The organism is Archangium sp. (assembly GCF_036277355.1).
Taxonomy (GTDB): Bacteria; Myxococcota; Myxococcia; order Myxococcales; family Myxococcaceae; genus Archangium.
Map to the genome: position 1 here is coordinate 1 of NZ_DASUNC010000115.1, position 15842 is coordinate 15842.

The 15842-nt window shown below is 70.5% G+C and carries 2 protein-coding genes; both read left to right on the top strand.

Annotated features, from left to right (window positions below; translation table 11 throughout):
* Positions 1-3059 (top strand): condensation domain-containing protein (locus VFZ09_RS29320; RefSeq protein ID WP_329730999.1); only part of this gene is annotated, 3059 nt, incomplete at its 5' end.
* A 289-nt stretch (positions 3060-3348) separates the two neighbouring features.
* Positions 3349-15842 (top strand): non-ribosomal peptide synthetase/type I polyketide synthase (locus tag VFZ09_RS29325; RefSeq protein WP_329731000.1); only part of this gene is annotated, 12494 nt, incomplete at its 3' end.

Sequence of the window (15842 nt, forward strand, 5' to 3'; positions counted from 1 at the left end):
TCGCCCTGCTCCACCAGGTGCGTGACTCCACCCTCGCCGCCTACGCCCACCAGGACGTCCCCTTCGACAAGCTCGTCGAGTCCCTCAACCCCCCTCGTGACCCGGGCCGCTCCCCTCTCTTCCAGGTCATGTTCTCCCTGCAGAACGCGCCACTTCCCGAGCTGGCACTCCCGGAGCTTCGTCTGCGCCCCCTGGAGTCCTCCAGCCAGACAGCCAAGTTCGAGCTGCTCCTGGATCTCACCGAGACGCGCGAGGGCTTCACGGGGATGCTGGAGTACAGCACCGACCTCTTCGCGGCGGACACGGTCTCGCGCATGGCCGGGCACTTCCTCCGGCTGCTCGAAGACGCCGTCGCCCATCCCGAGCGTCGCATCGAGCAGCTGTGCGAGCCCATCGTCCTCGAGGCAGCCCTCCTCCAACGGCGGGAGTCCCCCCAGGCCAGCGCCCACCACCCCGCGCCCGAGCCGCGCGTCCCCGGCGGCGCCCTCACGGACCTCCACCACTCGCTCATCCATGTCTGGAAGGAGGTGCTCGCCATCGAGCACGTGGGCATCCACGACAACTTCTTCTCACTGGGCGGCAACTCCCTCTCCACCATCCTGGTGCTCGCCCGGCTCCAGGAGATGGGGCTGAGCCTGACGCCGGAGCAGATCTTCCAGAAGCCCACCATCGCCGGGCTGGTCCCGCTGGTGACGCGGGCGTGCGAGGTGGGAGCGCAGGAACCGGTGAGCGGCGAGCTGCCGCTGACGCCCATCCAGAGATGGTTCCTCGAGAGCTGGGAGCCCCAGGCCCATCACTTCAACCAGGCGGTGATGCTGGACGTGCGCGAGGAGCTGAAACCCGAGCTCCTGGAGAAGGCGCTGCGGGTGCTGGTGGAGCACCACGACGCGCTCCGGTTGCGCCTCACACGGGACGGGGCGGACTGGCGGCAGGAGAACGCCGCCCCCACCGGGAAGAGCCCGCTGCGGACGGTGGACCTCTCCGGGCTCGAGCCCGGCGCGCAGGCGGAGGCCATGGCGAATGTGGCGGAGGAAGTGCAGGGCGGCTTCGAGCTGGCCGAGGGCCACCTGCTGAAGGCGGCGCTCTTCCACCGGGGACCCGGGAGGACGGGAAGGCTGCTGCTGGTCATCCACCACCTGGGCGTGGATGGAGTCTCGTGGCGGACGCTGTTCGAGGATCTGGAGAAGGTCTACGGACAGCTCGAGCGAGGCGAGGCGGCGGCGCCGGGCACGAAGACGACGTCCTTCAAGGCCTGGGCGGAGCGGCTGGAGGCGTACGCGAAGACGCCGCAGGTGCAAGCGCAGCTCGGGTACTGGGAGGAACAGGGACGGGAGCCCGTGGCCGGGCTGCCGGTGGACAAGGCCGGAGGCGTCAACACGGTGGCGTCGGAGGACCGGGTGTCGGTGAGGTTGGAGGAGGAGGAGACCCGAGCGCTGCTGCAGGAGGTACCCGGGGCGTACGGGGCGAGGCTGGACGAGGTCCTGCTGGCCGCGCTGGCGGAAACCCTGGGACGGTGGACGGGACAGGCGCGGGTGCGGGTGGAGTTGGAAGGGCACGGACGCGAAGCGCTCTTCGAGGAGGTGGACCTGTCGAGGACGGTCGGGTGGTTCACGGCGCTGTATCCGGTGGTGCTGGATGCCGGAAGGGAGGGTGCGGGCGAGGGGCTGCGCGCGGTGAAGGAGCGGCTGAGGCAGGTGCCCATGAAGGGCCTGGGCTACGGGCTGCTCCGCTACTCGGGCGGAGACGAGGCCGTGCGGCGGATGAAGGCGCTGCCCCGGGCCGAGGTGGTGTTCAACTACCTGGGACAGTTCGATCCACCGCTCGCGAAGGAGCTGGTCTTCCGCCCGACATGGGAAGAGACGGGACCGGTGCGCGACGCACGGGGGACACGCCCGCACCTGCTGGAGGTGAACGGGCTCGTCTTCGGGCGGCGGTTGGAGCTGACGTGGAGCTACAGCCAGCACCTGCACGAGCGCGCAACCATCGAGCGGGTGGCACAGGACTTCATGTCATCACTCCGGAAGCTCATCGCGAACCGGAAACGGGAGCACCTGCTGCCGGCCCGCCTGGGGGAGCTCGTCCACGACACCCTTCGGGAGCAACGGATGATGGGCATGGCGCTGCTCGTCGAGCTCGACGGTGGCCGCCGCGTCCAGGTGGCCGAGGGCACCTCGGATCCATCGGGCACGCCCTACACCCCGACGACCCGCATCGGGATCGGCAGTCTGACCAAGCTGTTCACCGCGGTCCTCATCCTGCAACTCGTCGAGGAGGACAGGGTGTCACTCGACAGCACGGTGGACCCGTGGCTGCCCTGGCTCCACGGAGGGGAGGCCATCACCGTCAGGGATCTCCTCGCCCACACCAGCGGCCTGCCCGACTATCTCCCCCTGCTGCCGGAACGGGGCGGCCTCGACACGCCGTGGGCCCCCCGCGCACTCGTGGAACTGGTCGCGCACGAGCCTCCCGTCCCCCGAGGGCACTATTCGAACACCAACAGCATCGTGCTCGGACTCCTCATCGAGGCGCTCACCGGACGGACGTGGGAGGAGGCGCTCTCGCAACGCATCCTCCAGCCGCTGGGGTTGTCCCGGACGGGCCCGCTCAGCCGAGAGGAAGGACTCGTCGGCGCCTGGAAGCGGAGCACGGACGGATGGGAGGATCTCCGCCACGCGTGGCACCCCTCCATCGGATGGGCCGCGGGCGGCATGTGCTCCACGGCCGAGGAGCTCGCCGTGTTCGGACGCGCCCTGTTCAGCGGCGCGCTGTTCAAGCACCCAGCAACCCTGGAGGCGATGCGCACCTACGCCGTGCACGGCGACCCGGAGCGCACGGGCGGCGTCGAGCACGAACAGGGCCTGTGCATCCACCTCTTCCACGTCCAGGGGCTCGACGTGGAAGGCCATCTGGGAACGCGTCCCGGGTACTCGGCGGCCCTCTTATATGACGCCAGGACCCGCGCCCTCGCCGTGGCCACCGCCAACACCCATGGCGCCCTGACGGCGTTCGCGGGCGTCAAGGCGCTCGATGCCGTGCGTCGTGCCGCACCCCGGCCGTAACCGAGCCCTCACGGCCATTCGCCGGGGCCAGGCGCCATCAGCTGTCATCGAGAGGCGCGTCAACTCACCGCCGCGCCCCCGTAGCAGGGTGTAGAGGGGCCCAATCCCCTGCCTGCTCCTGATTCCAGCGACCAGGTTACCCTGTCTTGTAGGAGACATTCGGTTGCACCTACGCTCCGGGCGCCTTTGCACCCCCACGGAGGTTGCAGCCCTGCCTGGCCGTGGGCGAGGGCCAGGACCTCCTCTCCAACTTCCGGTCCGACGATTCAACCCAGAAGGTCTCCTCCCCATGAGTGACGTCTACGACCGCCTCGCATCGCTCCCTCCCGAGAAGCGGGAGCTGCTGCTGCGTCAGCTTCGGCAGAAGCAGGCCGGCAACGTCAAGACGGGCATCCCCCGGCGGCCGCGTGACACGGACCTGCATCCGCTGTCCTTCGCCCAGCAGCGGCTGTGGCTGCTGGATCAGCTCCAGCCGGGCAGCGCCTTCTACAACATCCCCACGGCCATCCGGCTCAGCGGGGCGCTGGACGTGGCGACGCTGGGGCGGTGCTTCAACGAGCTGCTGCGGCGTCACGAGTCGCTGCGCACCACGCTGTGCTTGGAGCAGGGCCAGCCGGTGCAGGTCATCGCGCCCCAGGCGGAGCTCGCCCTGGAGACGGTGGACCTGCGGACCCTGCCCGCCGCGCGGCACGACGCCGAGGTGCGGCGGTTGGCGCTGGAGGAGGCGCGCAAGCCCTTCGACCTGGAGCGGGGTCCCCTGCTGCGCGCCCGCCTGCTGAACCTGGCGGAGCAGGAGTGCGTGCTGCTGCTGACCATGCACCACGTCGTCTCGGACGGCTGGTCCATGGGCGTGTTGGTGCGCGAGATGGGCATGCTCTACGCGGCCTTCATGCAGGGCGGGCCCTCGCCGCTGATGGAGCTGGCGGTGCAGTACGTGGACTTCGCCGCCTGGCAGCGCGAGTGGCTGCGGGGCGACGTGCTGTCCAAGCAGCTCGACTACTGGCGCAAGCAGCTCGCGGGCGCCTCGCAGGTGCTGGAGCTGCCCACCGACAAGCCTCGCCCGCCCCGGCCCTCCTTCCAGGGGGCCACGTGCTCGCGGCCACTGCCCACGGCGCTCTCCGAGTCCGTCAAGGCCCTGGCCCAGAAGGAAGGCGCCACGCCCTTCATGGTGCTGCTGGCCGCCTTCCAGCTGCTGCTCTCGCGCTACTCGGGGCAGGACGACATCTGCGTGGGCTCGCCCATCGCCGGCCGCAACCGCGGCGAGCTGGAAGGCCTCATCGGCTTCTTCGTCAACCCGCTCGTCCTGCGTGCCCGCCTCTCCGGCGTCACCTCCTTCCGCGCCCTGCTCCACCAGGTGCGCGACACCACGCTCGGCGCCTTCGAGCACCAGGAAGTCCCCTTCGAGAAGCTCGTCGAGGAGCTCCAGCCCCGGCGTGACCTGAGCCGCTCGCCGCTCTTCCAGGTCATGTTCGCCCTGCAGAACGCGCCCATGCCCGAGATGGCGCTTCCGGGGCTGAAGCTGCGCCCCCTCGAGGTGGAGAGCCACGTCGCCAAGTTCGACGCCAGCCTCGTCTTCACCCCCTCCGAGAACGGCTTCCACGGCGTCCTCGAGTACGCCACCGATCTCTTCGAGCACTCCACCGCCGCGCGCATGATGGACCACTTCCAGGTCCTCCTGGAGGCCGCCCTCTCGCGCCCCGAGGCGCCTCTCTCCGAGCTGCCGCTGCTCTCCGAGGCCGAGCGTCAGCAGGTGCTCGTCGACTGGAACCAGACGCAGCGGTACTACCCCCGCGACGCCTGCATCCACCACCTCATCCAGCAGCAGGCGTCCCTGCGCCCCGACGCCATCGCCGTCGAGTTCGGCGAGCAGCAGCTCTCCTGGCGTGAGCTGGACTCTCGCTCCAACCAACTCGCCCACCTGCTGCGCTCGCACGGCGTGGGACCGGATTCCCTCGTCGCCCTGTGCCTCGAGCGCTCCCTGGAGCTCATCGTCTCCCTCCTGGGCATTCTCAAGGCCGGCGGCGCCTACCTCCCGCTCGACGCCACCTATCCCGCCCAGCGCCTCGCCTTCATGTTGGAGGACGCTCCGCCCAAGCTGCTCCTCACCTCCCAGGCGCTGCGCTCCGCCCTTGCCCTCCCTGACTCGCTCCCCTGCCTCGTCTGGGACGAGCTGAGTCTGGAGGGCCTGCCCACGTCCGCGCCCGAGACGGGCGTCACCTCGCGCAACCTCGCCTACGTCAACTTCACCTCCGGCTCCACCGGCAGGCCCAAGGGCGTCGCCATCGAGCACCGCTCCGTCGTCCGGCTCTTCCACGGCGCGCGCTTCGCCAACTTCGGGCCCGAGACGAGCTTCCTCCACCACTCGCCCATCTCCTTCGACGCCACCACGCTCGAGGTGTGGGGCACCCTCCTCTTCGGCGGCCGCCTCGTCGTCTTCCCGCCCCAGCCTCCCAGCGATCTGGAGCTCCTCTCCCAGGTCCTCTCCCGCCACAACGTCTCCACCCTCTACCTGTCCGCGGGCCTGCTCTCCCTGGCCGTCGACCACAAGCTCGAGGGCCTGCGCGGTCTGCACCAGTTGCTCACCGGCGGTGACGTCGTCTCCGTGCCTCACGCCCGCCGCGCGCTCGAGCAACTGCGCATCCCGCTCACCAACTGCTACGGCCCCACGGAAGGCACCGTCATCGCCTCGTGCCTCCCGCTCACCCTGCCCGAGCAGGTGGGCGCCTCCGTCTCCATCGGCGCGCCCATCGCCAACACCCAGGTGTACCTGCTGGATGCCTCCTTCCAGCCCGTGCCCCCGGGTGTCCCGGGCGAGCTCTTCATCGGCGGCGAAGGACTGGCTCGCGGCTACACCTCCAGACCGGACCTCACCGCCGAGCGCTTCGTCCCCCATCCCTTCTCCTCCCAGCCCGGTGAGCGCCTCTATCGCACCGGTGACCTCGCTCGCTGGCGCGCGGATGGCACCCTCGACTTCCTCGGCCGTGCCGACGCCCAGGTGAAGCTGCGCGGCTACCGCATCGAGTTGCCCGAGGTGGAAGCCGCGCTCCTCGCCCACCCCGAGGTGCGCGAGGCCGTGGCCGTGGTGCGCGAGGACTCCCCTGGCGACAAGCGCCTCGTCGCCTACGTCACCAGCGATTCCCCGCGGCTCGACACCTCGGCCCTGCGCTCCTTCCTCAAGCAGCGCCTGCCCGACTTCATGCTGCCCTCGGCGCTCGTGCGCCTCGAGGCGCTCCCCCTCACCTCCACCTCCAAGGTGGACCGCAAGGCCCTTCCTCCTCCCAACGTCTCCTCTTCCGGCCATACCGGCCATTTCGTGGAGCCCACCACCGAATTGGAGCGGCAGCTCGTCTCCATCTGGTCCCAGGAGCTGGGCCTCGAGAACGTGGGCGTGGATGACCACTTCTTCGAGAAGCTCGGCGGCACGTCCCTGTCGGTCATCAAGGTCGCGGCCCGGATGCGCGAGGAGCTGGGCCGCGAGGTGCAGGTGACGTGGCTCTTCGAGCACCCCACCATCAGCGACCTGGCCCGGCGCATGGACTCGGGGAGCGCCCCGGCTCCGGCGCCTCGAGAGCAACAGGAGACCAAGGCCACCGAGCACTCCGGCTCGGAGGACATCGCCATCATCGGCATGTCCGGCCGCTTCCCGGGCGCGAGCAGCGTGGAGGAGCTCTGGCAGAACCTGCGCCAGGGCGTGGAGTCCATCTCCCGCTTCTCTCCCGAGGAGCTGGAGCCGATCTCCGGCCTCCCCGAAGGCGTGTTCCAGTGGCAGCACCCCCAGTTCGTCCCCGCCGGTGGCGTGCTGGAGGGCGCCGACAAGTTCGATCACGGCTTCTTCGACATCTCCCTGCGTGAAGCGCAGTGGATGGACCCCCAGCAGCGCCTCTTCCTGCAAACCGCCTGGAGCGCGCTGGAGGACGCCGGTGTGGATCCGGAGCGCACCCCGGGCCTCATCTCTCTGTACGCGGGCGCCGTCGACTCCGGCTATGCGCAGCTGGTGCAGAAGAACGTGGCCCTGGATCCCGCCGCCTTGTTCGAGGCGGGCACCAATGCCACGCACCAGGGCATGGCCACCAAGGCCTCCTACAAGCTGGGGCTCACCGGTGAGAGCCTCATGGTGTACACCGCCTGCTCCACCGGCCTGGTCGCCGTGCACATGGCCTGTGAGAGCCTGCAACAGCGCCAGTCCGACGTCGCCATCGCCGGCGCCACTCGCCTCTCCGTCCCCCAGAAGACGGGCTACGTCTACCAGGAGGGGATGATCCTCTCACCGGATGGGCACTGCCGCGCCTTCGATGCCCGCGCCAAGGGCGCCGTCGCCGGCAACGGTGTGGCCGCCGTGGTGCTCAAGCGCCTGTCCGACGCCCAGCGCGATGGCGACTCCATCTACGCCGTCATCAAGGGCTCGGCCATCAACAACGATGGCCGCTTCAAGTCCGGCTACACCGCCCCCAGCGTGCAGGGGCAGTCCTCCGTCATCCAACGCGCCCTGGAGCATGCCCGCCTGCGGCCCGAGGACATCGGCTACGTCGAGGCCCATGGCACCGGTACGCCTCTGGGTGATCCGCTGGAAATCGCCGCCCTGCAGCGCGCATATGGCCTGGGCGCCGGGCACAAGGGCACCATTCCCATCGGCTCGGTGAAGACGAACCTTGGCCACCTGGACACCGCGGCGGGCCTGGTGGGCCTCATCAAAGCGGCGCTGGCGCTGCACCATGAGGAGATTCCCCCCAGCCTGCACTTCGAGCAGCCCAATCCCTCCATCGACTTCGGCGCGGGACCCTTCTTCGTCAACACGGCCCTGCGGGAGTGGAAGCGCGGCCCGGTGCCTCGGCGCGCGGGCGTCAGCTCCTTCGGCATTGGCGGCACCAACGCCCACGCCATCCTCGAGGAGGCCCCCGAGCAGCACAGCGAGCCGAGCCTCCGCCCCCATCAGGTGGTGTTGCTGTCGGCGCGCACACCCGCGGCGCTGGACGCCCTGGGTACGCAGCTCGCGGCGCACGTGGAAGCCAACCCGCGGCTGACGCTGGCGGACGTGGCGTACACGCACGCGCTGGGCCGCAGGGGCTTCGAGCACCGCCGGGCGGTGGTGGCCAAGGACGCGGCCGAGCTGGTGCAGCGCCTGCGCAAGCCCGGGGCGGCCGTGGAGTTGGACGACGTGGAGGCGGGCCGTCGCATGCGAGTGGCCTTCCTCTTCCCCGGCCAGGGTGCCCAGCAGGTGGCCATGGGCCGCGAGCTGTACCAGGCCGAGCCCGACTTCCGGGTACATGTGGACACGTGCCTCGGGCTGCTGGAGGCACCGCTGCGCGACGAGGTGCGCACGCTGCTGATGCCGGAGCAGGGCCAGGAAGCCGCCGCCAAGGAGCTGCTGACCCACCCCCGCGTTGCCCTGCCCGCGCTCTTCACCGTGGAGTACTCGCTGGCCCGCACGTGGATGGGCTGGGGAGTGACGCCCCACGCCCTGCTGGGCCACAGCTACGGCGAGTACGTGGCCGCATGCCTCGCGGGCGTCTTCTCGCTCGCGGACGCGCTGCGGCTGGCCGTGACGCGCGGCCGGCTCATGCAGGGCATGGCTCCGGGCGCCATGCTCGCGGTGGGCCTGTCCGAGTCAGAGGTGCGTCCGCTGCTCTCGGGCCGCCTGTCCCTGGCCGCCCTCAACGCTCCCGGCCGCTGCGTCGTCTCCGGCCCCATCTCCGAGGTGGAACATCTCGCCGAGGAACTGAAGCGCCGTGACGTGGGCACGCTGCGGCTGCCGGCGGCCCATGCCTTCCACTCCGCCGACGTCGAGCCCTTCATGCCCGAGCTGGTGCACGTGGTGGCCTCGCTGGGGCGCTCGGCCCCCACGGGGCGGCTCGTCTCCAGCCTCACTGGCACCTGGGCAACGGCTGAAGAGGTGATGGACCCGGGCTATTGGGCCCGGCAGATGCGCCAGCCCGTGCGCTTCGCCGCGGGCGTGGAGGCCCTGCTGAGCGAGGGTTGTAGCCTGCTGCTGGAAGTGGGCCCCGGGCAGGATCTGACCGCCCTGGTGCGCGCCAACGTGGACGGCAAGAGCGGCAAGGTGAAGGCACTGCCCTCGCTGCGCCGCCAGGGTAGCTCCGCCTCGGAGCACGCCGTGTTGCTGCAGGCGCTGGGAGACGCCTGGGCCCAGGGCCTGCCCGTGGACTGGAAGGCGTTCTATGCCCGCGAGCGGCGCCTGCGCCTCTCGCTCCCCACCTACCCCTTCCAGGAGAAGCGGTGCTGGATGGACGCCGTGCCCACCACGGCGCTCCCGAGCGCGCCCGCCATCACCGCCGTCACGCCCTCCACTCCGGCCGTCTCCGTTACCCCCGCCACGGCCCCCGTGGCCGCGCCCGCGGTGGTCCCCGCTGGGCGCGAGGACATGCCTCGCGGTGACATCGAGGAGCGCGTGGCCGCCCTCTGGCGCGCTCGCCTGGGCCTGGAATACGTCGGCCGCGATGACAGCTTCCTCGAGCTCGGCGGCAACTCGCTCATGGCCGCGCAGATGCTCACCCAGATGCGCGAGACCTTCGGGGTGGACCTCCCCCTCGCCGACCTCTTCGACAGCCCCACCGTCGCCGGCATCGCCTCCCGCATCGAAGCCCTGCTGCAGTCCGCTCCCCAGCAGCAGAAGCAGACACAACAGAAGACCCTCAAGCTGGTGCCCCTGACGCGCGACGGCGAGCTGAAGCTCTCCTACGTGCAGGAGCGCACCTGGCGCCTGGAGCAGTTCCTCCCGGGCCTGTCCGCCTACAACATCCCCTTCGTCCTCCGTCTGGAGGGCGCCCTGGACGCGCGGATGCTCGAGCGTGCCATCCAGGAGGTCGTCCAGCGCCATGAGACGCTGCGCACCACCTATGACACCGTCGACGGCCGCCCCGTGCAGCGCTTCCACGCCCGGGTGCACGTGCCCCTGGAGGTGCTGGTGCTCGATGGCACTCCCGAGGAGCGCGAGGCCGACGCCCTGCGCCTGGCTCGCGAGGACGCCGCTCGGCCCTTTGATCTGGTGAAGGGTCCCTTGCTGCGCACCACCCTGCTGCGCCTGCGCGAGGACGTCCACGTCCTGCTGTGCACCATCCACCACATCGTCAGCGACACGCTCTCCGTCAGCATCTTCGTCCAGGAGATGGCCGCGCTCTACGTGGCGATGCGCGAGGGGAAGCCCTCGCCGCTGCCGCCCATGCCCGTGCAGTACGCGGACTTCGGCCACTGGCAGCGCCGCGGCGTCAGCGAGAACCTGCTGGCCGAGCAGCAACAGTGGTGGCGCCAGCAGCTCGCCGGCATGCCGCGCCGGCTCAACCTGCCCACCGACAGGCCCCGTCCCGCCACCTGCCCGCTCACCTCGGAGCGCATGTCCGTGGACTTCCCTCCCGCGCTCGCCAACGAGCTGGTGGCCTTCGGCCGGCGCGAGGGCTTCACCTCGTACGTCATCCTGCTGGCCGCCTGGCAGGCCCTGCTGCACCGCTACAGCGGGCAGACGGACATCGTCGTCGGCACCCCCATCGCCAACCGCACCCAGCCCGAGCTGCAGCCGCTCATCGGCTACGTGGCCCACTCGGTGGCCCTGCGCACGGACCTGAGCGGTGACCCCACCTTCCGCGAGCTGCTCGGCCGCGTGCGCGAGGTGCTGCTGGGCGCGCAGAACCACCCGGATGTCCCCTTCGAGCAGCTCGTCGAGGAGCTCTTCCCGCAGCACGACATCGGCCGCGGCCGCATGACGGACAGCGTCTTCGTGCTGCACAGCAACGCGGCCGTCGACGCGCAGCAGTTGCCCGGCCTGCGCGCCAGCTTCGTCGAGGTGCCGGACACTCCCGTGCAGTGGGGCACCACGCTGGCCGACCTCTCCCTGGTGGTCCGCGAGGTGCCCGGCCAGCTGCACGGCGCCCTGGAGTACGCCACCGAGCTCTTCGACGCTTCCACCGCGCGCCGCTTCCTCGAGCACCTGCGGGTACTGCTCACCGCGGGCATGGCCCGGCCAGACGAGCGGATCTCCCGGCTGCCCCTGCTCACCGGCGAGGAGCGGACGCAGTGGCTCCAGCCCCGGTCCGCGCCCACCTCGCCCACCGTGCCCGAGCTGCTGGCCCGGCGCGCGGCCAGCACTCCCCAGGCCGTGGCCATCGCGCGGGAAGGACAGACCTGGACCCTGGGTGAGCTGATGGCCAGGGCCCGCGGTCTGGCGGCCCGCCTGCACGCCCTGGGCGTGAAGCGCGGTGAACCCGTCGTCGTCTGCCTCGAGCCCTCGCCCGAGAAGCTGATGGCTCTCTGGGGCGTGTTGGAGGCCGGTGCCTCCGTCGTCACCCTGGCGCCCTCCGAGCTCGGAAGCCTGCCCCACTACGCCCCCGAAGGCGCCAGCGCCCCCGTGCTGCTCACCTGGCGCGGCCTCGTCACCGCCCAGCGCCTGGAGCCCTCGCGCGTGCTGCACGTGGAGGCCCTGGAGGAGACGCGGGAGAACGCCTCGGCCTCGGCCGGGGCGAAGGACTCCGTACGTCCGGAGGATCCGGCCTGGCTCCTGCCCGCCGGGGCCTCGCAACCCGCCTGGGTCCTCACCCAGAGGGGCTTGCTCCACCTCTTCGAGACCCTGGATGCGCGGCTGAAGCCGTCCGAAGGCAGCACCTGGCTCGCCGCCGCCGAGAACGCGGTGGAGCGCCCGGAGCTGGAAGGGTTGTGGGCCCTCTCTCGCGGCCTGCGCGTGCTGTTCCCCTCCCAGGAGGTGTCCGCGAGCCTGTTGCACCTGCGCGGCGAGAACATCCGCTCGCGCGCTGTCGACTTGAGCCTCATGTTCTTCGCCAATGACGAGGACTCCATGCGCGGCGCCAAGTACGAGCTGCTGCTGGAGGGGGCGAAGTTCGCGGATGCCAACGGCTTCTCCGCGGTGTGGACACCCGAACGCCACTTCCATGCCTTCGGCGGCATCTACCCCCAGCCCGCCCTCCTCGCCTGCGCCGTCGCCACGGTGACGCGCCACCTGAGCCTGCGAGCCGGCAGCGTGGTGCTGCCGCTGCATGACCCGCTCCTGGTCGCCGAGCAGTGGTCCGTGGCCGACAACCTCTCCCAGGGCCGCGTCGGCGTCTCGGTCGCCACCGGCTGGCACGTCCAGGACTTCTCCTACGCGCCCCACCACTACGAGAACCGGCGCGACATCCTCCTGGAGAACCTGCGCACGCTGCGGGCCGTCTGGCGCGGCGAGAAGCTCAAGCGCAAGGGCGGTGGTGGCGTGGACGTGGAAGTGGGCCTGCGCCCGCTGCCCGTGCAGCGCGAGCTGCCCATCTGGCTCACGGCCACCTCCAACCCGGAGACGTTCCGGATGGCCGGCGAGCTGGGAGCTGGAGTGCTCACGGGCATGCTGGCCCACAGCTTCGAGGAGCTGAAGGCCAAGGTGGGCCTGTACCGCGACGCCTGGCGCCGCAACGGCCACCCGGGCCGCGGCCACATCACCGTCATGCTCCACACCTTCATCGGCGACGATGACCGCGAGGTGCTGGAGACGGTGCACAAGCCGCTGCTGGGCTATTTCCGCGGCTCGGTGGACATCGTCGCATCGCTGGCGGCCCTGCAGGGCTTCAAGGGCGACATCGCCAAGGTGCCCGAGGCCGACGTGCAGGCCATCCTGGAGCGCGGCTTCGAGCACTACGCCTACCACGCGGGCCTCATCGGCTCGGTGGACAGCGGCGTGAAGCGCATGGAGGTGGTGCGCCAGGCGGACGTGGACGAGGTGGCGTGCCTCATCGACTTCGGCCTGGACAACCAGATCGTACTGGAGGGGTTGCGCAAGCTGGCGGAGGTGCGCCAGCGCAGCGAGGAGCTCGCCGCCGGACGCCAGGAGCAGGTGTTGGTGGAAAGCCGTCAGGGCGTGGACTCCCTGGTGGAACTGGCGCGGAGCTCGGGCGAGGTGCTGATGCACACCTCGGCGCGGCTGGCCCGCTCGCTGGCGGAGCTGCCCGATGCGCGGCAGGCCCTGGCGCCGCTGAAGGCCCTGGTGCTGGAGGAGAGCTCCGCGGAGCTCGCCCGGGCGCTGCGGGAAGCCGCCGGGGTGCCAGTGCTGAGGCGGAGTGTGGTGGCGGACGGCTCGCTGGTGCCGCGCGCGCCGGAGGAGGAGCTGCCCGCGGAAGTGCAGCGCTGGGTGCTGGACGAGGCCCACCAGCCGGTACCGGCCGGAGTCGTGGGCGAGCTGGCGCTGTACGGCGCCGGTCTACCGCAGGACCTGTGGCGCGCCTCGCGTGAGGACCACCAGCGCTGGGTGCCCCATCCGCTGAGCGCCTCCGAGCGCCTCTACCGCACTGGCCGTTACGTGCGCATGCGGACGGACGGGAGCCTGGAGCCCATGAGTGCTCCCGCGGCCCGCGCGAAGCGCCCCGCCGCCGCCGTCGTGACGGCCGCCACCCCGGCAGGAACCTCCACGCCTCCGCCCATTCCTCGCGCGCCGAGGAACGAGCCCCTGCCACTCTCCTTCGCCCAGCAGCGGCTGTGGTACCTGCAGCAGTTCGAGCCGACGAGCGCGACGTACAACAACGGTGTCACGTACCGCCTGAGCGGCCCGTTGGACGTGGCCGCCCTCCAGGCCGCGTTGCAGGAAGTGGTGCACCGCCACGAGGTGCTCCGCACCACCTACACGCTCACCGAGCAGGGCGCCATCCAGCTCATCCACCCGGACAGTGCGCTGTCCATTCCCCTGGTGGAGCCGAGCGCCCCGACGTTCGAGGAGCGGGAGACCGAGGCCCTCCGCCTGTGCCGCGAGCACCTGCTGCTGCCCTTCGATCTGGAGAAGGGCCCGGTGCTGCGCGCGCTGCTCGTGCGGGTGGAGCCCGAGGAGCACCTGCTCAACCTGGTCTTCCACCACATCGTCTCGGATGCCTGGTCCTCGATGGTGCTGGCCAGGGAGATGGTGGCGCTCTACACCGCCTTCTGCGCCGGTCAGCCCTCGCCGCTGCCGCCCATGGCGCTGCAGTACGCGGACTTCGCCGTGTGGCAGCGCAAGTGGATCGAGGGCGGGGTGCTGGAGTCGGAGGTCGCCTGGTGGAAGCAGCGGCTCGCGGGCGTTCCGCCGCTGGAGCTGCCCACGGACAAGCCCCGTCCGGCCGCACAGTCCCACGAGGGAGCCCTGTTCCCCTTCGTGCTGCCTCGGGAGCTCTCCGAGCCACTGCTGGCACTGGGGCGGCGTGAAGGCGCCACGTCCTTCATGGTGCTCATGGCGCTCTTCCAGACGCTGCTGAGCCGTTACAGCGGCCAGGAGGACTTCGCCGTGGGTCTGCCCACGGCCGGCCGTCACCATCCGGGCACGGAAGGCCTCATCGGCTGCTTCGTCAACACGCTCGCGGTGCGCGCCTCGTTGGACGGGGCTCCGTCCTTCCGGCGGTTGTTGACGCGCGTGCGGCGGGCGTCGCTGGAGACCCTGGCCCACCAGGAGCTTCCCTTCGAGCGTCTGGTGGACGCGCTCCAGGTGCGCAGAGACATGAGCCGCACCCCCGTCTTCCAGGTGCTGCTCAACGTCGTCAACGTGCCCCCGCCGCAGGCCGACATGGCCTCCTTGAGGCTGAGCGGGGTGAAGATCGATCCGGATACGACGAAGTTCGATCTGACGCTCGAGGTGCTGGAGCGGAGTGACGGACTGCACTGCACCTTCGAGTACGCGACGAGGCTGTTCGAGCCGTCCACCGTGGCGCGCATGGCCGAGCACCTGGCCGTGCTGGCGCGGCAGGTGGTGGAGTCTCCGGAGAAGCCGCTGACGCAACTGACACTGCTGAGCGAGGCCGAGCGCCAACGGGTGCTGGTGGAGTGGAACCAGACGTGGACGGACTACCCGCGCCACAGCTCCATCCACGCCCACTTCGAGGCCCAGGCCCGTCTCACTCCCGATGCCATCGCCCTCCAGCAGGGCTCACAGTCCCTCACCTACCGGGAGCTGGACGAGCGCTCCAACCAACTCGCCTGGCACCTGCGCTCCCTGGGTGTCTCCACCGAGTCCATGGTGGGCCTGTTCCTCGAGCGCTCCACCGACACGGTGGTCGCCATGCTCGCCACCCTCAAGGCCGGCGGCGCCTACCTGCCCCTCGACATCTCCTACCCCTCCGAGCGCCTGGCATTCATGCTCCAGGACTCCTCCGCTCGCGTCCTCCTCTCCCTGAAGTCCCTCCAGGCCCGGCTGCCTTCTCACTCGGCTCGCCTCCTCCTGCTGGACTCCGAGTCCGAGTCCCTCTCCCAGCAGCCTCGCCACGCTCCTCCCTCGGACTCTGGCTCCGACAACCTCGCCTACGTCATCTACACCTCGGGCTCCACGGGCCGCCCCAAGGGTGTCGCCGTTCCCCACCTCGGCGTCCTGCGTCTCATCCTCTCCTCGGACTACATCCGCTTCTCTCCCGAGGACCGCGTCGCTCACGCCTCCAACACCGCCTTCGACGCCGCTACCTTCGAGGTCTGGGGCGCGCTGCTCTCCGGTGCTCGCCTCGTCATCCTCTCTCGTGAGCAGCTCCTCTCGCCGCTCGAGTTCGGCGCCACCCTCCGCGAGCACTCCGTCTCCACCCTCGTCCTCACCACCGCCCTCTTCAACCAGATCGCATCCCTCTCTCCCGCCTCTTTCTCCTCCCTCCGCAACCTCCTCGTCGGTGGTGAGGCTCTTGACGTCACCTCCGTTCGCCGCGTCCTCGAGGCTGCCCCTCCCGCTCGCCTCGTCAACGGCTACGGCCCCACCGAGTCCACCACCTTCGCCACCTGGTACCTCATCCAGTCCGTGGCGCCTCAGGCCTCCTCCATCCCCATCGGACGGCCCATCTCCAACACCACCGCCTTCGTCCT